We start from the raw sequence: 17,197 nt of genomic DNA, 5'->3' as shown, positions 1-17,197 counted from the left end.
CCCACCACAGGGAGGAGGGTCCCGCACCGAGCGGCTGGCGGGAAGGGGCACTACGCCGGACGGGCCAGCCGGAGGCCCGGCCGGCGCGGCACCCTCGGGGGGCCGGCAGGGGCCGCGCGGCGGGCGGCTCAGCGGGGCGTGGCCAGGCGGGCGCGCAGCGAGCGGGCGGAGGCGTCGGTGAGCGAGGCGATCTGGTCCACGATGACGCGCAGCCCGGCAGCGTCGTCGCCGTCGCTGGTGGCGGTCGCGAACAGCGCGCGGAACTGCGGGTCGAGCCCGTGCGGGGCCCGCGCGATCAGCGCTTCGGCCAGTTCGGCGATGACCACGCGCTGCTCCGCGCGCAGCCGCTCCTGGTCGGGGCGCTGCATCACGTACCGATCGGCCACCGCCTTGAGGACGGCGCACTCCAGGCGAACGGGCCCTGGCACGACGAGGGTGGCCGCGTACCGGGTGAGCCGGCCCGTCCCGTACGCGGCGCGGGTGGCCTCCTCGGCGGCCTGGCAGAAGCGGCCGATGAGTTGGCTGGTGGCGTCCTTGAGGCGGGCCTGCGCGAGGGCGGAGCCGTCGTAGCCGTGCGGCCACCACTCCTGGTCGAGCAGCCGGTCGAGGGCCTCGGCCAGTTCCGCCGGGTCGGCCCCGGGGGCGTAGCGGCTGGCGGCGACGGCGAAGATCTCGCGCCGCTCGGGCTCGGCGAGCAGCATCGCCGGGTCCAGGTGCCCGGCGTGCAGGCCGTCCTCGACATCGTGCACGGAGTACGCGACGTCGTCGGACCAGTCCATGACCTGGGCCTCGAAGCAGGTGGCGGTCGGCGGGGCGTCCTGTCGCAGCCAGTGGAAGACCGGCAGGTCGTCCGCGTAGACGCCGCACTTGGGCGAGGCGGGGTCGGTGGGGTGGCCGCCGCGTGGCCAGGGGTACTTGGTGGCGGCGTCCAGGGCGGCGCGGGTGAGGTTGAGGCCGACGCTGGTCGGCTCGCCGGTCTCGGGGTCGGCGCGGAAGCGCTTGGGCTCGATGCGGGTGAGCAGGCGCAGCGACTGGGCGTTGCCCTCGAAGCCGCCGCACGGCTGGGCGATCTCGTTGAGCGCGCGTTCGCCGTTGTGTCCGAACGGGGGGTGGCCGAGGTCGTGCGCCAGGCAGGCGACCTCGACCAGGTCGGGGTCGCAGCCGAGCGCGGCGCCGAGTTCCCGGCCCACCTGGGCGCACTCCAGGGAGTGCGTGAGCCGGGTGCGGGGGCTGGCGTCCCACGCCTGGCCGCTCACGCCGGGCGTGACCACCTGGGTCTTGCCGGCGAGCCGGCGCAGCGCGGCGGAGTGCAGCAGCCGGGCCCGGTCGCGCTGGAAGGCGGTGCGGCCGGGGCGCTTGTCGGGCTCGGGCTCCCAGCGTTCCAGGTCGGCGCCCGAGTAGCCGGGCACGCCCGGCTCCGTCGCCCGGCCTGGCCGGTCCTGGGCGGTGTGGTCCGGGGTGGTGTCGTCCGGGGTGGGCTGGCCCGCCGGGGCTATCCGTCCGGGCTGACCGGTTCGCCCGGGTCGCCCGGTGGAAGGCGGTGGTGTGCCGTTCATACCCCGACGGTAGCCGCCGGGGGGCGGGCGGTCCTGACCGGGCGCGCCCCGCGCCGCCGGGCCCCGGGGTGTCGCGCCCCGGGGCGGATGGCGGGCGGTAGCGTGCCGCGGGCGCCGGTCAGTGGTGCCACGCCTCACCCCCCGTGTTGTGGATCATCCGCTGGAGCACCTTCATGGTGGTCAGGAACTCCGCGTCGGTGATGCCCTCGTGCACGGTCTCCCGGCTGGCCCGCTGGATCTCGGCGGCCTGCGCGTACAGCGCCTCGCCCGCCTCCGTGAAGCGCAGCCGCCCCTCCTCGTCGGGCGCGAGCAGGCCGCGTTCCAGGGTCGCGTCGATCTCGGGTTCCAGGTCGGCGCCCACGTCCAGGTACCCCTTGAGCACGGCCGTGATCTCCTCGCGGGTGCGCCCGGCCGGGTGCTCGGCCACCTGGTGCAGCGTCCACCACTGCGGCTGGGTGAGCCCGACCCCCGACAGGCCGGCCCTGATGTACGTGACGACCGCCTGGCTCGCGGCCCAACTCCAGTAGCCGATCGGCTGCTTGACCAACTCTTCGTCGCTGTGTGAGAACTCCATGACGACGACGGTAGGAGTTAAACCATTGTTGAGGTCAACCGACGCGCCTCAGAACTCGTGCGCGTCCACCTCGGCCAGGTATCCGGCCCGGGTCCGCTCGTCGAGGAAGGCGGCGAGGAAGGAGTTGCGCGCGAGCGTGCGCAGCGCCTCGGCGTCCAGGCCGAGCGCGTCCCGGACGGCGGTGTAGTTGTCGCCGACATAGCCGCCGAAGTACGCCGGGTCGTCGGAGTTGACGCACACCCGCAGGCCGGCCGCGAGCATGGCGGGCAGCGGGTGGTCGGCCAGGTCCTCGTACACCCGCAGCCGCACGTTGGACAGCGGGCACACGGTCAGCGGCACCTGGTCCGCGACCAGCCGGGCCACCAGCGCCTCGTCCTCAAGGCAGCGCACGCCGTGGTCGACCCGGTCCACGCCGAGGATGTCGAGCGCCTCCCACACGTAACCGGGCGGGCCCTCCTCGCCCGCGTGCGCCACGCACCTCAGCCCGGCGGCGCGGGCCCGTTCGAAGACCTCGCGGAACTTCGACGGCGGGTTGCCCACCTCGGCCGAGTCGAGCCCGACCGCCGTGATCCGGTGCAGCCAGGGGCGGGCCGCCTCGAAGGTGGCCAGCGCCGACTCGGCGCTCTCGTCGCGCAGGAAGCACATGATGAGGCGGGTGGTGATGCCGTACGCCTCGGACGCCTGGTCCAGCGCGCGGGCGAGGCCGTCGATGACCGTGCCGATCGGCACCCCGCGCGCGACGTGGGCCTGCGGGTCGAAGAAGATCTCGGCGTGCCGCACCCCCTGCGCCCGGGCCCGCGCGAGGTAGGCGTGCGCCAGCTCGGCGAAGTCCTCCTCGGTACGCAGGACGTCCATCAGGGCGTAGTAGAGGTTGAGGAAGGACTGGAGGTCGGTGAAGGAGTACGCGGCGCGCAGCTCGTCCTCGGAGGCGTACGGCAGCGTGACGCCGTTGCGCCGGGCCAGCGCGAAGGCCAGCTCCGGTTCCAACGTGCCCTCGATGTGGAGGTGGAGCTCCGCGGTGGGGAGAGCGGACGGGCGGGGGGCGGACCCGGCGGCCCGGGCCGCCGGGTCTTGGTCGGCGGGCCTGGCGGTGGGGTCGGACGGGTCGGACATGGCACCTGATCTCGCTCTGAGCTGCGGAAAGAAGCTCCCAGCGTAACGTCGCGGCGGCGCCGGTCACCGTCGGCCACGGCCGGGTCCACGGCGCGCGTCCGGGCCGCGCGGGCGCCCCCCGGCGCGGTGGACCCGGGCCCGCGCCGGGTCGCCGGCGGCGCGCCGCGCGTGCCGCACGACGCGCTCGTACGGGGTCGTCGGGGCGCCCTGGCCGTATATCCCTCCGGCGCGTCCGGCGTGCGGAGCACGTCGGAGTACGCGGCGTCGGTGGGGCTACTCGGGGCGGGTCTCGTCGACCACCCAGGCCAGGTAGGTCGGGTCGCCGTGGGTGACCGGGGTCGCGATGATCTCCGGCGTCTCGTAGTCGTGCTCGGCCCGCAGGTACTCGGCCAGCGCCTCGAAGCGCGCGACCGTCGTCTTGAAGAGCACCTGCCACTCCCGCTCGGTGACCACCTCGCCCCGCCACCGGTAGACGGAGGTGACCGGCCCGCTGATCTGCGCACAGGCCGCGACCCTGGCCGCCACCGCGCCGCGCGCCAGGGCGTCGGCCTTCTCGCCGGCGTCGGTGGTGGTCAGGACGGTGAGGAAGGCGGCGGAGTCGGGTTCGGCGACAGCGGGCGTGGCGGCGGGATCGGACGGGTTGTGGGCCACGGGTACGGCTCCTTCGGCTCGGGCTGACGGTCCGGCTACCCGCCGCCTCCGACCGCACTCCCGGGCGGTGGCGGCGGGGAACGTGGCATGCGGACGCACACGCGGGGTACCACGGTAGCCGCGCGGGCCATCCGGGCTCGCGGTACGGTCAAATACCACCAAAGCGGCACGCGGAGCGCAGCGAAAGGACGGTCCATGGACGACCTCACCGCACTGGCCCGTGACCATCTCGACCGGGCGCGGATGGAGGCGCACGGGCGCAGCGCGCACCTGTTCCTGCACGACGGGCCACTGCGGCAGAGCCTGATCGCGCTGGTCACCGGCACGGAGCTGGACGAGCACAACGCCCCGCCCGCGGCCAGCCTCCAGGTGCTGCACGGCCACGTGCGGCTGACGGGCAGCGAGAGCGGCGACCGCGACCTGATCGCCGGCCAGATGCAGGCCATCCCGCACGAGCGGAACTCACTGCTCGCCGTGGAGGACTCGGTGGTCCTGCTGACGGCGGTGACCGCGACCCCCGACTGCGCGCTCGAACCCTGACCGGTCACGTGACTGTCAGACCCCCGTGGTGAGCTGGAGCCCTACCGAAGCACGGACGGCTCGAACGGGGAGGGCCCGCATGGGCACGTGGGGCAGTGGGAACTTCGAGAACGACACGTCGGCCGAGCACCTGGCGGAGTTCGTCGACCGGATCGTCGCCGGGGTGGCCGACGCGATGGCCGGCGACCCCGTGGAGCTGGAGCCGGACGAGTACCGGGGCAACGTGGTGCCGTGCGACCTGGAGCTGCTGTACGTCCTCACGCGGGCCGGTTACGGGGCCGAGCGCCTGCCACGGCCCGAGGTGATCGAGGGGTGGAAGGACCACTTCACAGCCGTCTGGGAGCGGACCATCGACGGGCTGGAGCCGTCGGAGGGGTTCAAGGACGAGCGGCGCGCGGTGCTCGTGCGCACCTTCGACCAGTTGACCGAGGTCGCCGAGGCGGCCGCGGCGCGGGGCTGAGCGGGGCGGCAGAGCCCTAGCGCGGCAGGCGGACCGTGCTCGTCTTGCCGAGCGCGTCCGCGTCGGCCACCACGCGCAGTTCGCCGCCGGCCTCCTCGGCCAGGGCGGCGACGATGGCCAGGCCCCGGCCGCCGCCTCCGTCGGCGTGGGCTCGCGAGCGCGGCGCGGGGATGGCGGGGTGCCGGTCGTGCACGGCGATGATCAGCACCTCCGGCGTGAGGGCGAGGAGGACGTCGGCCAGCGGCGAGGTGATCGCGGCGTGCCGGACGCTGTTGGTGACCAGCTCGCTGAGGGCGAGCAGCGCGGCGTCGGCCAGCGCCTCGTCGGCCTCGGTCAGCCAGTCGGCCAGCAGCTTCCGGGCCTCGCGCCGCGCGAGCGGCACGGAGGCGGGGACGGTGGGCAGGGTGAGGCGCCGCTGCGCGAGGCTGGGCGCTTTCGTGGCGGTCATGGCGCCGGGTTCACATCCTTCACGTCCCCCACGTCGTCCACGTCGGCATCACGTTCCTCACGCGTCCTTCCCGCGTACGGTCGGCGTCCGCCAGGCGTCTGGCGGGCCTCCCGTGGGCGTCGGGTCGAACGTCATCGGGTGGTGCGAGCGGCTCCGCGTCATCGGTCCAGACCAGTGGCCAAATGGTTGGCTCAGACTTCGTTGGCCAGGATGAATCGGGCAGGTGGAATCTGGTGCACCGTAGCGTGGATACCCATCGGCCGGAATGCCGAAAGGTGGCCGATGGCCACAACTAGCCGCCCGCGCTCGCCCTTCCTATGCTGGGCCGATGCCGGATGCGCTGCTGGAACCCGTGGGTCTCGGCGCCACCGAGAGCGCCCTGTATCTGCATGTGCTGTCCACCCCTCGCTGCACCACGACCCAACTCGCCGAAGCCGTCGGGGCGACCCCGGCCCAGGTCCGCCCCGCCCTGCGGCGGCTGGTAGAGTCGGGCCTGATCGCCAGGATCGGGGGCCGGCCCGCCCGCTACACCGCCGCCCCGCCCGGCGCGGCCTTCGACGCCCTCGCCGAGCGGCGCCACCAGGAGCTGGAGGAGTTGCGCGGGCACCTGCGGGAGCTGGCCGTGCGCTACCAGGGAGCGACCGCGAACAGCCCCGGGGACCTCATCGAGCTGGTCGAGGGCCCACTCGCGATGCGGGACCGGGTCGAGCAGCTCCAGCTCGGCGCGGAGCGGGAGATGCTGGTGGTCGACTGCCCGCCGTACTTCAGCGCGACGGCCAACGACAACCCCATCGAGGACCAGTTGCTGCGGCGCGGCGTCGAGTGCCGGGTCATCTACGACGCGTCGGCGCTGGAGATGCCGGGCCGGATGGAGTTCGTCTGGTCCTGCGTCGCCAAGGGCGAGCAGGCGCGGAGCCTGCCGGTGGCGCGACTCAAGATGCTGATCGCGGACCGCTCCAGCGCCGTGATCCCACTGGTCCTGGAGGCGAGCGAGTCCTCGGCCGCGATCGTGGTGCGCCCGTCGCCGCTGCTGACGGCGATCGTCACGTGCTTCGACCTGATGTGGGAGCGGGCCGCGCCGATCGGCGTCAGCGCCCCGGCCGACAGCCCGCTGGACGAGCGGGACCGGGAACTGCTGAGCATGCTCGCCAGCGGCATGAAGGACGCGTCGATCATGCGCACGCTGGGCATCACGCAGCGCACCATGACCCGCCGCGTCGCCCAGCTCATGGCCCTGATGGGCGCCCAGACCCGCTTCCAGGCGGGTCTCCAGGCGGCCCGGCGCGGCTGGCTGTAGTCCACTCGCGGCCGCTCGCACACGCGCCCGCGCGCGGCCGCGCTGGGCCGCGCTCGGCCGCCGCGTCGGCCGAGCGGTACGGAGGGGCCCGGGGACGGTCGCGGGGCAGGTGCCGGGTCCGGTGGCGGCGCGAGCCACGGTGCCGGTGGCGCGGCTACCGCGGGGTCAGACGCGCGAGGCCGGTGACGCCGGGGCCGGGGAAGCGGCCTCGCGCGGGGCCGCCGGGGTGGTACGCGGTGGCTGGGCGGGCCGGGAGCGCTGGGCGCGGGCCCGGTGGGCGCTCGGGCTCACGCCGCGCACCCGCTTGAACGCCACGCTCAGAGCGAAGGCGTTGGCGTACCCGACCCGGCGCGCGGCGCGCTCCACCGTCATGTCCGGCTCGCGCAGCAGATCCGCGGCGAGCGCCATGCGCCAGCCGGTCAGGTACGTCATCGGCGGCTCGCCGACGAGCGCGGTGAAGCGGCGGGCGAGGGCGGCGCGCGAGACGCCGGTCTTGGCGGCGAGTTCGACGACGGTCCACGGGTGCGCCGGGTTGTCGTGCAGCAGGTGCAGCGCCCGCCCCACCACCGGATCGCCGTGCGCCCGGTACCAGGCGGGGGCCTCGGCCTCCGGGCGGGCGAACCAGGCCCGCAGCGTCGAGATGAGCAACAGGTCGAGCATCCGGTCCAGGACGACCTGTTGGCCCGGCTCGTCGCGCGCGACCTCCTCCGCGACGAACGGCATCAGCGGGCAGTCCCAGCACTCCTCGGTGAGCACGAGCAGCGGGGGCAGCGCGGCGAGCAGCCGCTCGCCCACGTCGCTGGGGAGTTGGTACGCGCCGCTGAGCAACAGCCCCTCCCCCGCCCGGCTGTTCCCGTACGTCCGCACCCCCAGCGTCAGCGCCTGGCTGACGTCCTCGCCGGTCGGCGTGGTGCAGTGGTCGTCGTTGTGGACCAACACCTGGGGCGGGACGCCGGCGCGGTCCGAGACCGTGTACGGCTGCGGCCCGCGCACGATCGCGATGTCGCCGGCCCGCAGCGCCACCGGGGCCGCGCCGCCGGGCGTGATCCAGGCGTCGCCGCGCACCATGGTGACCAGCGCGAGGGGCGCGCCGTGCAGAAACCGCAACGACCAGGGCGGGGCCAGGATGGACTGGTGGAAGAGAGCCCCGCGGGCCCGTGCCTCGTTCAGGAGATCAGCGAGCGCGTCCATGGCGTCAGCGTAAACGGACGTCTGTGCGCGGTGCGGACGGATTTCCGCGCGCGGGGTGGACGAACGGACATGCCGGCGAGCCTTTCGACCATGGTCGCCCCCAGCGCGCGCCGGTTGACTGGGCGGCATGACGGACAACGGTCTGCTGCGGGACAGCGACTTTCTGGTGTTGGGCGGGACTGGCAAGACCGGTCGCCGCGTGGTGGAGCGACTGCGGGAGCGTGGCCTGGCCGTACGGGTGGCGTCGCGGTCCGCCGAGGGCGGGCGGCAGCGCTTCGTCTGGGAGGAGGAGGACACCTGGGACCCGGCCCTCGCGGGGGTGGGCGCGGTGTACCTGGTGCCGCCCGGCGAGCTGACGAGCCCGGAGTCGGCGAGCGCGGTACGGGCGTTCGCGACGCGCGCCGTGGCCGCAGGCGTACGGCGCGTCGTGCTGCTGTCGGCGCGCGAGTCGGAGCCGGTCATCGACGGCGAGCGGGCGGTCCGGGAGTCCGGGGTGGCCGAGTGGACGGTGCTGCGGCCGAGTTGGTTCGCGCAGAACTTCAGCGAGGACTTCTTCCTGCCGTCGATTCTGGCCGGTGACGTGCGGTTGTCGACCGGGGACGGCCAGGAGCCGTTCATCGACGTCGAGGACATCGCCGACGTGGCGGTGGCGACGCTGACCGAGGACGGACACTCCGGGCAGACGTACGAACTGACGGGGCCGAGGCTGCTGACGTTCGGGGACGTCGTCGCGGAGATCTCCCGGGCCGCCGGCCGGGAGATCCGCTACACCGCGCTCGACGAGGAGCGGTTCACCGCCGAGTTGACGCAGGCGGGGACGGACCCGCACTTCGTCGAGGTGTTGCGGCGGCTGTTCGCCGTGATCCGCGACGGCGGGAACGCCCGTCTCGCGGACGGCGTCCAACGCGTGCTCGGGCGCGAGCCGCGCGACATCGCCGGCTACATCGAGGCAACGGCCGCCTCCGGCGCGTGGGCCAAGCCCACGGCGTGACCCGGGCCCCACGCGCCCGCGCGGCACGGCGCCGAGCAGTGCGGAGCGGCGCCGGGCGGCCGTGCGGGGCGCGGTGGGAAAGGGGCGGGCCCCCGCCGCACGGCGGGGGCCCGTTGCCGTGGTCTAGCCGCGAGGTCGCGCGCCCCGCGCCACATCGAACTCCGCCCACACGTCCTTGCCGATCGTGCGCTCCCGCACGCCCCACCGGGCCGCGAGCGCGTCCACGATGAGCAGCCCCCGCCCGAACTTGTCGTCGGGCCCGGGCTGTCTGGTCCGCGGCAGCCGCTCGCCCTTCGGGTCGCTGACGGCGATCCGTAGCACCGCCTCGGTGAGCGTGAGCTGCACGCGGAACAGCCGGCCGCGCAACGCGCCGTGCAGCACGGCGTTGCTCGCCAGCTCGGAGACGACCAGGGCCACGTCGTCGGCGAGGGCCGGCAGCCCCCACTCCGCGACGAGCCGCGCGGCGCGCTTACGGGCCCGCAGTACGCTTTTCGGATACGGCGTGTAATCAAATCGGTCGTACGCTACGGCGGCTTGGTCCGTATCGCCAGCTAGACCGGACGGGCCTTGGGGCGCCAAGGTCACCACACACCTCCAGGAAGAACGGTCTTGCGCACGTCAACTCGGCCGATCGGAGTTCCCACCCGGCCGGTCGCCGCGCGAGCGATCAACTACGGAAAGTAGTGCCACGCGGCTGATCCTTTTACTCGCGCGCGGACCGATTACCTCCGTTTCAGCCGCTTGTGGCGGAGCATGCCGCTCCGTGACCGCCCCGTACGCATACGGGGCGGTCACGGGGGAAGGCTGACGGGCCACGTCGTCGGGCTAGCGAAGCGGGCAGCGGGCGCCGGGATCGGCCCGGTTGGGGCAGGCGACCACCGCGAGTGACAGGAACCGCGTTCCGCCCACGTAGGCGCCCCAGCCGATGTCGCCGCCCCACCCCAGCGTCTGGACGGCCAGCGTGACCTGGGCGTCCAGGGGCGGGCGCAGCCGCTCGACGACCACGTTCTCCGCCACCCGCTCGGCCAGCCACGCCGCCGCCTCGCGTGGCCCCTGGTACGTGGCCCGCACCAGCCGCCCCGGCTTGCGCAGCCAGTGCGCCACCTGGAGCGGCGGCAACTCCGAGGCCGCGAACCCGGGGCTTTCGGGCCGCCGGTCACGTTCCCGGTCGAAGTCGGGCTTGGGCCCGACCCAGGAGTACGCGTGGAAGTGCGGCGGCCGACCACCGCTCACGCGGAGGGGCGAAACCGCGCCGGATCGATCCCCGCCCGCCGCAACTCCGCTCCGGTGAACCGCAACGGCTCGGCACCGGGCCGCTTGCTGTCACCGAGCGCGTACGCACCGGCCACGCCCGGGATCGGCGCGAGCGTCACGCACGTCTCGGGAGCGTCCGGCGGGTTGCCGCCGCAGCCGGCGGGCGGGCTGAACCGCGCGTCGCGGAGGTCGAGTTCGTAGAGGTCGAGTTCGTAAAGGTCGATTGAGGTCATCGGCTTCGTCCTTCCTGCTCGGCGACGCTCGGCAGCGCCGCGCTGAGCAGGAAGCTACGAAGCGGGACCAGCGGGCCTCCACGGATGTGCGCGAACTTGCGCCCGCTTCACCCGAGCGCGGCGCGGGCGTCCTCGATCAGCGCACGGGCCTGCTCGCCGTAAACCGCCAGTGCGCTCATCCCTGCGAAAGTCCTGGCGTAGAGCTCGATTTCCTGAGGTTGCGTGACTGTCACTTCAGCCGATACAAGCTCAACCTTCACGCGGTCATCGTCAAAGACCCAGAACCCTTCTGCCGGACACATACGTCGTTCGACGCTCGCCGGGATAATCCCCAAACTGACGCGCGGCAACGACGCTGCGACCAACAGGTGGCCAAGCTGCGCCGCCATGACTTCGGCTCCACCGATGCGGGTCCGCAACGCTGACTCTTCAAGCACCATCGCGAAGGTGCGGTCACCGCGGCAAAGGACGCGTTGACGCTCCATCCGAACGGCGACCGCGGCCCGGGAGTCATCCGGCAGTTGATGGAAATCTATGATGTCGCCCATCAGCGCGGCAGCATAACCAGGAGTCTGCAGCAGCCCCGGGATGACGCCCGGCTCGTAGATCCGGAATCTCCGGGTCGCCTCGTAGAGCGATACGTCACTCTCCTGCAGTCTGCGCAGACCACCGCGCATGGCGCGATGCCACTCGACGTACATGCCTTCCATGTTGCGAACAAAGGCAATGAGACCATCGAGCTGGTCCAGCGCTCCGCAGTGCAGTGTCCATACGCGCAGATCTTCCTCGGAGGGCCGGGTCTTCCCGTTCTCAAGGCGGGAACATTTCGACTCGTGCCAACCGGCACGCTTGGCCAGCGCTCTCGCCGTGAGCGAAGTTTCCTTCCGGATCTCCCGGAGGCGCTGGCCAAGGGCTCTCCTGGCTTCCTGGGCACTGGATGACGGCGAAGGCACGGCATCAGTTTCCCGGACGAGCACAGGGATCAGGCTGGCCGGTAATCTTCATGTGGCGTAGCCCGATCCCACACAGCTTCGAACGCCGTCGCGCACAGCTTGAGCACAGCGGGATCGGTAATCAATTCCTTGTCATCCTGCGGAGTCAGCTCGCCCTCCCCGTCGAAGTGGTTGATCAGCAGCGTCTCCCCGTCGAACAACCAGAAGTCGTTCCCGGGCAGCGCCAGGTCAGTGGCCCGGCGCCGGGGCAGCCAGCGGACCTGTTCGCCGCCCGCCACGTTGCCCGCCGTCACGTCGTACTCGTAGCGCACGTATTCGCTCAGCGGCTCCGACACGATGCGCGCCCGGCGCCCGCCACGCCACGTCCCGTCACCTCACGCATGAGGTTCAACCAGGGACGCGTGGGGTCGGCGGCCTCCTTCGCTCCGTACTCTCCCTTCTGCCAGGCCCGGAAGTTCGCCTCACTGCGCATGTAGCCATCACGCATCTCCAGGTGAAGTGCGGATTCCCGGCAGGCGGTGAACAGCTCCTGGAAGGTGGGAACGTCAGTCATCGCGCAAGCCTCCCGCTCGATCGGCGATTACCGAGACCACACTTGCCGACAACACAGCGTCACAGCCACCGACTTGCGAAAACTCGCACGCCAAGATCGCGAAGAATCGTCCCCGCTGGCGCGAGTCCGCAAGCCCGCGAGTCAGGCCACCCACTGGTCGTAGCCCAGCTTGCAGACCAGGGTGACCACGACCACGACCAGCACCACGCGCACGAAGCCGCTCCCCCGCTTGAGGGCCATGCGGGCGCCCAGCATGCCGCCGGCCAGGTTGAACAGGGCCATGGGGGCGGCGATGGACCACAGGACGGCGCCCTGGGCGGTGAACATGGCCAACGCGCCCAGGTTGGTGCAGGTGTTGACGACCTTCGTGGTGGCCGACGCCGTGACCAGGTCCATGTGCAGGATCGCGGCGAAGGCGATGACCAGGAACGTGCCGGTGCCGGGGCCGATCAGGCCGTCGTAGAAGCCGATGCCGAGGCCCGCGACGAGGATGGCGGCCAGCACGCGGTTACGGGTCACCGGGCCCGTGCCGGGGCTCGCGCCGAACGTGGGGCGCAGCAGCACGAAGGCCAGCACCGCCAGCAGCACCACCATGATCAGCGGGCGCAGGACGGCGCTGTTGATGCCGGCGGCGAAGAACGCGCCGCCGAAGGAGCCGGCGACCGCGGCGAGGCCGATGCGGATGGCGGTGGGCACGTCCACCGGGGCCTTGCGGGTGTAGGTGATGGCGGCGGCCGACGTGCCGACGACCGCGACCGCCTTGTTCGTGCCGAGGACGTGCGCCGCGGGCACGTGGGGCAGGCCGACCAGCAGGGCCGGGAGTTGGAGCAGCCCGCCGCCGCCGACCACCGCGTCGATCCAGCCCGCCATGGCCGCCGCCAGGCACAGCAGGGCCAGCGTCAGCAGGGATATGTCGTGCATCGTCGCCTCTCAGGCCGTCGCGTCGGGCCGCGGCCGTACCCTTCCTGACCCGCGGGCGCCGGCCCGCGCGGCGTGGCCCCCGGCGGTGCCGGGGTCAGGCCGCCGCGGTGCTCCGCGCGTAGCAGCGGCGAAGCCAGCGTGCGCGGTCCGCGGCGGCGGGCTCGAACGGGAGCCGCCGGTGCATCACCCTACGGTTGTCGAAGATCTGGAAGCCGCCCGCCTCCACCGTGACCGGCTCGCCCTCGCAGGCGGAGATCCGGGCCTCGAACCGCGCCAGCGCCGCGCGCGCCGCCGGCGTGCGCCCGGTGACCCGCCCCGGCCCGTACCGCAGGCCGACCTCTCCGCTCGGCAGCGTCCACAGCAGGGGTACGCCGGTGCGCAGCGGCGGCCTGCCGGCGGTGTCGGCGCCGGTGGGGGCGTACGACTCGGGGGCGGTGACGTCGAAGTCCGGTTGGCGCAGCGCGTCGGCGGTGGTGGCGGGCAGGCCGGCGAGGACCTCGTCGACGGACAGCAGCCAGGTCGGGACGCGCTCGGTGTTGCGCATGCCGTAGAAGGAGAGGAAGTGCGGAATGGATTCTTCGGGCGTGCCGTCCGCGCGGTGGTCGAGCACCGAGTCGTCGGTGTGCCAGTCCAGACCGGTGGCGTACCCCCAGGAGGTCTGGCTCCGGGCGGCGTCGGGGCTCGGGGCGACGTTGCGGACCAGGCGGCCCCGGTTCTCCCAGCGGTAGGCGACCGGCTCCAGGCCGAGCAGGCGCAGCAGTCCGAAGTGGACCAGGTTGGGGACGGTCAGCAGCGACTCGTCGCAGAAGCCGGTGCGCGGGGTCGGCACCTCGGTCTCCGGCCGGGGCAACCCCGTCAGTTCCAGCCACGGCGTGGGGGCGCTCCGCCAGCGCGCCACGCGCTGCAACGTGGCGGCGGGCAGGCAATCGCGGAGCAGTCGGGCGCCGTGCTCCAGGTAGTGCCGCGGGTCCTCGTCGGGCAGCGGGGCGGCGGCGCGCGACGGCGGCGGGGCCGGCGAGGTCGGTTCGGGCGAGGGCGGGGCGGGCGCGGCGGCGCGGGGCCCGGCCGGCGCGTCGGGGTGGGCCGGCTCCGGTGCGCCCGCCGGCGGGTGGGGGGTCGCGGCAGGGCGTCGCTTGCGGAGGGGCCCGGGCGCCGGTGTGGCGGTCATGATCACGAGCCTAGGAAACCGAACCCGGGCGCGTCCGCGAACTGGCCGATTATTGAGGTAGTTCTGAGCTTCGGCGCCTTCCCGCCCCCGGGGGGAATCCGCCGTTCCGTGGCTACCCTGACCGGCAACGGTCCGCCCTCCACGGGGAGATGGTCGATGAGCGACCCCCAGCGCTGCCCTGTCACCCTCCCACACCGGCTCGACCCGCGCGGGGTCGACCAGCACGCCGTCAACGCCGCCCTGCGCGAGCTCGGCGCGGCGGTGCCGCTCGTGCTGCCGGGCGAGGTTCCCGCGTACGCCGTCGTACGCCACGCTGAGCTGACGGAGTTCCTCCAGGACCCCGCCGTCGCCAAGGACGCCCGCCACTTCGCCGCGCTGCACGCCGGCGAGTTGCCCGCGGGCTGGCCGCTGACCGCGTTCGCCACCGTCCGGGGCATGACCACCGCGGACGGTGACGAGCACCGGCGGCTGCGCGCCCTGGTCAGCAGGGCGTTCACGCCGCGCCGGGTGGAGGCGCTGCGCCCGCGCGTGCGGGAGCGGACCCGGGCGCTGCTCGACCAGGTGGCCGACGCGGCGGCCCAGGCCCCGGACGGCGTGGTGGACCTGCGCGAGCGCTTCGCCCTGCCGCTGCCGCTCGGCGTGATCTGCGAACTGCTCGGCGTGGCCCCGGCGTACGAACGGCGGCTGCACGAGCTGTCGCACGACATCGTCAGTACCGCCACCGCCCCGCGGCGGGCGCGCGCCGCCACCGAGGAGATGTACGCGGTCCTGTCCCAGGTCGCCGCCGACCGGCGGGCCGCCCCCGGGGACGACCTGACCAGCGCCCTGATCGCGGCCCGGGAGGAGGACGGCGACCGGCTGAGCGAGGAGGAGCTGGCCGCCACGCTGTTGCTGGTCGTCATCGCCGGGCACGAGACCAACCTGCACCTGATCACCAACGCGGTGCGCGCGCTGTGCGCCCACCGTGACCAGTTGGCCCGCGTGCTCGCCGGCGAGGTCGGGTGGGACGCGGTGGTCGAGGAGACGCTGCGCTACGACAGCCCGGTCAGCTACTTCCCGTTCCGCTACCCGACCACCGACCTGGCCGTCGGCGACACGGTCATCCCGCGCGGCGCCCCGGTGCTCGCCTCGTACACGGCGGCGGGGCGCGATTCGCTGGCGTACGGGCCGGGCGCCGACCGGTTCGACGTCACGCGCGAGACCGACGTGCGGAACCTGGCGTTCAGCCACGGCCCGCACTACTGCCTGGGCGCCCCGCTGGCCCGGATGGAGGCGACCCTCGCGCTGGGCATGCTCTACGAGCGGTTCCCGGATCTCGACCTCGCGGTGCCGGAGGCCGAGTTGCCGCCGCACCCCAGCTTCATCGGCAACAGCACGCACACCCTGCCGGTCCGGCTCACCGCCGGCGGGACGGGCTGACGGCCGGATACCGGCCGTCGCGGGGTCACCCGCGGGTCAAGCTCGGGGCAACACGTCAGCTTTGGGTAAAGCTCATATACGCCGCATTCCCTGAACCGTTAATCTCCGGGCTCAGCCGACGCAGCAGCATCCGGTAGGTGGGCCCTGCGAAAGCCGCCGTCGCCAGCGGGCGATGGGCGCGCAGTCACGGACAGGAGTTGGCCATGCCCGTCAAGGACGCCCCGGTGTCGGGAGTGTGGACCGAGTTCGGACGACAGCTTCGGCACTGCCGGCGGCGCGCGGGGCTGACCCAGCACCAGCTCGGGCTGCGCCTGGGTTACCACCACAGCGTGGTCAGCAAGTGGGAGAGCGGGAAGCGGGAGCTGCCGGCGAGCCTGGTGCGCCGGGTCGACGCGGTGCTCGGCGCCGGGGGCGAGCTGTCGGCGATCGCGGCCGGCGCGCACGGCTCGCCGATGAGCTGGCCGGGCGGCTCGCCCTGGGACGCGGCGTCGCTGTTTCGGCCGGTGCCCGGCGGGCGGCAGCCGCGCCTGCTGGGGCCGCTGGCCGTGGACGACTGGCCGACCAGGCTCTCCGTACAGGGGCCGCGCTGTCCGCTGCACGAGCGCGTGGACTGCGCGGTGCCCGCGCTCGGCGAGACCCACGCGCTGCTCGCGCGGGTGCACCGGGCCGCCGAGGACCGGCTGCCGGTGGCCTCCGACCCGGACACCGTGCACGGCCTGGCGGGCCTGCTCAGCGCGCAGGTACGGCTGAGCACGGCCGCGACGCCGACGGCGGCCCAGGTGAGCACCGTGGAGCGGGTGCTGCGCTCGGTGGTGGCCTGGGCGGAGGCGGTGCACGTCACGGGCACCTTCCCCACCGCGCAACTCCGACTGGCCGCCGACTACGCGCAGTTGGCGGGCCGGCTGCGGATGGAGCGCGGGCAGAGCGCCATCGCCATGGCCTGGTTCTGCCACGGCCTCCGCTGGGCGCAGAGCACCGACGACATCGTGGCCCGGGGCATCCTGCCCAGCGACCTGAGCACCCTGGCCCGGGTCGACGGCGATCCTACGGCGGCCCTGGGTTACGCCCAGGACATCGCCGCGGTCGACTCCGGTCGGGGCTGGGTGATGACGCTGACCCACGCCTACCAGGCGCGGGCGTACGCCGTCCTCGGCGACGGCGCGGAGACCAGGCGGCAGGCGGCGCTCGCCCGCCGCAGGCTCGCCGCGCTGGACGCGCGGGACGAGGCCGAGGCTCCGTGGCTGTGCGGCGCGGAGGGGCTGCTACGGGTCGAGTCGGCGGTGGGTGGGGCGCTGCGGGACCTGGCGGCCGCCACCGACGACCCGGCCACCGCCCGGGACGCGGCGCTGGCGACGGCTAGTTCGCTGGCGCACCTCCCGCCCCGGATGGCTCTGGCCCACCTGCTGCTGACGGTGCGGCTGGCCGACTGCCACGCGTGCGCCGGCGACCCGGACGGGGCCCTCGCGCTGGTCGGCCCGGTGCTCGAACAGGCGGGCCACGCCCGGCAGATGACCATCTCCCGGGAGCTGCGTGGCCTGGCGGCGCGCCTCGTCGGGCGCTGGGGCGACCTGCACGCGGTACGCGACTTCGGCGACCGGCTGCGCGCCCTGGAGGGCTGACCACCCGGCGCCGAGCGCGGGGCTGCCTGGCGGGGTTGTCTGCTGACGCGAGCTGCCTGTTGGCGGGGGCTGCCTGTCGGCCGGGGTCGCCTGTCGGCCAGGGTCGCCCGCCGCTCGGCCCGTCCAGCCACGGCTGACGCCCCGACCTGCCGCGTCCGGTTATCGGGCGGCCCTTTCCGGTTGTTGCCAGAAGCCCAGCCGGCCCGGCGATCCGTTGACGCCGCCCGCCCCCGGATGTGACGGTGCGGCGGCTTAG

The 17,197-nt window shown here is 73.7% G+C and carries 20 protein-coding genes; 6 read left to right on the top strand and 14 right to left on the bottom strand.

From position 1 onward, the window contains the following. Window positions 1-128 precede the first annotated feature (128 nt). The 4 genes from OYE22_RS24400 to cutA all read right to left on the bottom strand — a co-directional run bounded on the left by OYE22_RS24400 (window position 129) and on the right by cutA (window position 3,894). Entirely contained in the window at window positions 129-1,556 is a 1,428-nt protein-coding gene (locus OYE22_RS24400) for a deoxyguanosinetriphosphate triphosphohydrolase (protein ID WP_277322387.1), read from the bottom strand. 118 nt (window positions 1,557-1,674) lie between these two features. Next, a complete protein-coding gene (locus tag OYE22_RS24395) occupies window positions 1,675-2,130 on the bottom strand; it encodes a MarR family winged helix-turn-helix transcriptional regulator (RefSeq protein ID WP_277322386.1) in 456 nt (151 codons plus the stop codon). A 48-nt stretch (window positions 2,131-2,178) separates the two neighbouring features. After that, window positions 2,179-3,243, bottom strand: a complete 1,065-nt coding sequence (locus tag OYE22_RS24390; protein ID WP_277322385.1) for an adenosine deaminase — start codon at window positions 3,241-3,243, stop codon at window positions 2,179-2,181. Window positions 3,244-3,516: 273 nt separating this feature from the next. Further along, on the bottom strand, window positions 3,517-3,894 hold the full coding sequence (cutA, locus tag OYE22_RS24385; RefSeq protein ID WP_277322384.1) for a divalent-cation tolerance protein CutA: 378 nt from the start codon (window positions 3,892-3,894) through the stop codon (window positions 3,517-3,519). Window positions 3,895-4,089: 195 nt separating this feature from the next. Here cutA and OYE22_RS24380 point away from each other — a divergent pair, with 195 nt between their 5' ends. Then, window positions 4,090-4,434 carry a cupin gene (locus OYE22_RS24380; RefSeq protein WP_277322383.1) on the top strand — a complete coding sequence of 115 codons (345 nt, stop codon included), beginning with the start codon at window positions 4,090-4,092 and terminating at the stop codon, window positions 4,432-4,434. 79 nt (window positions 4,435-4,513) lie between these two features. Then, the gene (locus tag OYE22_RS24375; protein WP_277322382.1) at window positions 4,514-4,894 is read left to right on the top strand and encodes a DUF4259 domain-containing protein; all 381 of its coding nucleotides are present in this window, start codon (window positions 4,514-4,516) and stop codon (window positions 4,892-4,894) included. 16 nt (window positions 4,895-4,910) lie between these two features. Here OYE22_RS24375 and OYE22_RS24370 read toward each other — a convergent pair whose 3' ends face one another. Continuing rightward, window positions 4,911-5,342, bottom strand: a complete 432-nt coding sequence (locus tag OYE22_RS24370; protein WP_277322381.1) for an ATP-binding protein — start codon at window positions 5,340-5,342, stop codon at window positions 4,911-4,913. A gap of 328 nt (window positions 5,343-5,670) precedes the next feature. Here OYE22_RS24370 and OYE22_RS24365 point away from each other — a divergent pair, with 328 nt between their 5' ends. Continuing rightward, entirely contained in the window at window positions 5,671-6,639 is a 969-nt protein-coding gene (locus OYE22_RS24365; RefSeq protein ID WP_277322380.1) for a LuxR family transcriptional regulator, read from the top strand. A gap of 165 nt (window positions 6,640-6,804) precedes the next feature. Here OYE22_RS24365 and OYE22_RS24360 read toward each other — a convergent pair whose 3' ends face one another. Further along, window positions 6,805-7,830, bottom strand: a complete 1,026-nt coding sequence (locus OYE22_RS24360; protein ID WP_277322379.1) for an AraC family transcriptional regulator — start codon at window positions 7,828-7,830, stop codon at window positions 6,805-6,807. A gap of 127 nt (window positions 7,831-7,957) precedes the next feature. On the opposite strand from OYE22_RS24360, the gene OYE22_RS24355 reads away from it, so the two are divergent. After that, a complete protein-coding gene (locus tag OYE22_RS24355) occupies window positions 7,958-8,821 on the top strand; it encodes an NAD(P)H-binding protein (protein ID WP_277322378.1) in 864 nt (287 codons plus the stop codon). Between the two features lie 123 nt (window positions 8,822-8,944). Here the strand turns inward: OYE22_RS24355 and OYE22_RS24350 are convergent, their stop codons facing one another. The 8 genes from OYE22_RS24350 to OYE22_RS24320 form a co-directional block, all read right to left on the bottom strand. Further along, window positions 8,945-9,400, bottom strand: a complete 456-nt coding sequence (locus OYE22_RS24350; RefSeq protein WP_277324301.1) for an ATP-binding protein — start codon at window positions 9,398-9,400, stop codon at window positions 8,945-8,947. Between the two features lie 246 nt (window positions 9,401-9,646). Then, on the bottom strand, window positions 9,647-10,054 hold the full coding sequence (locus OYE22_RS24345) for a hypothetical protein (RefSeq protein ID WP_277322377.1): 408 nt from the start codon (window positions 10,052-10,054) through the stop codon (window positions 9,647-9,649). Next, the gene (locus tag OYE22_RS24340) at window positions 10,051-10,308 is read right to left on the bottom strand and encodes a DUF397 domain-containing protein (protein ID WP_277322376.1); all 258 of its coding nucleotides are present in this window, start codon (window positions 10,306-10,308) and stop codon (window positions 10,051-10,053) included. The genes OYE22_RS24345 and OYE22_RS24340 overlap by 4 nt, the downstream gene beginning before the upstream one ends. Window positions 10,309-10,415: 107 nt before the next feature. Beyond that, window positions 10,416-11,285 carry a helix-turn-helix transcriptional regulator gene (locus OYE22_RS24335; RefSeq protein ID WP_277322375.1) on the bottom strand — a complete coding sequence of 290 codons (870 nt, stop codon included), beginning with the start codon at window positions 11,283-11,285 and terminating at the stop codon, window positions 10,416-10,418. A 5-nt stretch (window positions 11,286-11,290) separates the two neighbouring features. Then, window positions 11,291-11,596 (bottom strand): DUF6879 family protein, encoded by a 306-nt coding sequence (locus OYE22_RS33485; protein ID WP_348652243.1) that lies wholly within the window; start codon window positions 11,594-11,596, stop codon window positions 11,291-11,293. Then, a complete protein-coding gene (locus tag OYE22_RS33480) occupies window positions 11,581-11,814 on the bottom strand; it encodes a DUF6879 family protein (RefSeq protein WP_348652242.1) in 234 nt (77 codons plus the stop codon). The genes OYE22_RS33485 and OYE22_RS33480 overlap by 16 nt, the downstream gene beginning before the upstream one ends. A gap of 141 nt (window positions 11,815-11,955) precedes the next feature. Beyond that, on the bottom strand, window positions 11,956-12,735 hold the full coding sequence (locus OYE22_RS24325; RefSeq protein WP_277322374.1) for a TSUP family transporter: 780 nt from the start codon (window positions 12,733-12,735) through the stop codon (window positions 11,956-11,958). Between the two features lie 94 nt (window positions 12,736-12,829). Next, window positions 12,830-13,903 carry a TauD/TfdA family dioxygenase gene (locus OYE22_RS24320; RefSeq protein ID WP_277322373.1) on the bottom strand — a complete coding sequence of 358 codons (1,074 nt, stop codon included), beginning with the start codon at window positions 13,901-13,903 and terminating at the stop codon, window positions 12,830-12,832. A 156-nt stretch (window positions 13,904-14,059) separates the two neighbouring features. Between OYE22_RS24320 and OYE22_RS24315 the strand changes: the two genes are divergently transcribed. After that, window positions 14,060-15,322, top strand: a complete 1,263-nt coding sequence (locus OYE22_RS24315; RefSeq protein WP_277322372.1) for a cytochrome P450 — start codon at window positions 14,060-14,062, stop codon at window positions 15,320-15,322. Between the two features lie 203 nt (window positions 15,323-15,525). Further along, window positions 15,526-16,941: a helix-turn-helix transcriptional regulator gene (locus OYE22_RS24310; protein ID WP_277322371.1), complete on the top strand. Its 1,416-nt coding sequence runs from the start codon at window positions 15,526-15,528 to the stop codon at window positions 16,939-16,941. Window positions 16,942-17,197: the final 256 nt, after the last annotated feature.

This window comes from Streptomyces sp. 71268 (assembly GCF_029392895.1).
Classification (GTDB): domain Bacteria; phylum Actinomycetota; class Actinomycetes; order Streptomycetales; family Streptomycetaceae; genus Streptomyces.
This window is presented reverse-complemented; position numbering and strand designations above follow the sequence as displayed.

Coding starts and splice junctions, on each gene's coding strand:
- OYE22_RS24400 (WP_277322387.1), bottom strand. CDS start 1,556: ATGAACGGCACACCACCGCCTTCCACCGGGCGACCCGGGCGAACCGGT.
- OYE22_RS24380 (WP_277322383.1), top strand. CDS start 4,090: ATGGACGACCTCACCGCACTGGCCCGTGACCATCTCGACCGGGCGCGG.
- OYE22_RS33480 (WP_348652242.1), bottom strand. CDS start 11,814: ATGACTGACGTTCCCACCTTCCAGGAGCTGTTCACCGCCTGCCGGGAA.
- OYE22_RS24360 (WP_277322379.1), bottom strand. CDS start 7,830: ATGGACGCGCTCGCTGATCTCCTGAACGAGGCACGGGCCCGCGGGGCT.
- OYE22_RS24310 (WP_277322371.1), top strand. CDS start 15,526: ATGCCCGTCAAGGACGCCCCGGTGTCGGGAGTGTGGACCGAGTTCGGA.
- OYE22_RS24315 (WP_277322372.1), top strand. CDS start 14,060: ATGAGCGACCCCCAGCGCTGCCCTGTCACCCTCCCACACCGGCTCGAC.
- OYE22_RS24390 (WP_277322385.1), bottom strand. CDS start 3,243: ATGTCCGACCCGTCCGACCCCACCGCCAGGCCCGCCGACCAAGACCCG.
- OYE22_RS24340 (WP_277322376.1), bottom strand. CDS start 10,308: ATGACCTCAATCGACCTTTACGAACTCGACCTCTACGAACTCGACCTC.
- OYE22_RS24370 (WP_277322381.1), bottom strand. CDS start 5,342: ATGACCGCCACGAAAGCGCCCAGCCTCGCGCAGCGGCGCCTCACCCTG.
- OYE22_RS24320 (WP_277322373.1), bottom strand. CDS start 13,903: ATGACCGCCACACCGGCGCCCGGGCCCCTCCGCAAGCGACGCCCTGCC.
- OYE22_RS24395 (WP_277322386.1), bottom strand. CDS start 2,130: ATGGAGTTCTCACACAGCGACGAAGAGTTGGTCAAGCAGCCGATCGGC.
- OYE22_RS24325 (WP_277322374.1), bottom strand. CDS start 12,735: ATGCACGACATATCCCTGCTGACGCTGGCCCTGCTGTGCCTGGCGGCG.
- OYE22_RS24365 (WP_277322380.1), top strand. CDS start 5,671: ATGCCGGATGCGCTGCTGGAACCCGTGGGTCTCGGCGCCACCGAGAGC.
- OYE22_RS24355 (WP_277322378.1), top strand. CDS start 7,958: ATGACGGACAACGGTCTGCTGCGGGACAGCGACTTTCTGGTGTTGGGC.
- OYE22_RS24375 (WP_277322382.1), top strand. CDS start 4,514: ATGGGCACGTGGGGCAGTGGGAACTTCGAGAACGACACGTCGGCCGAG.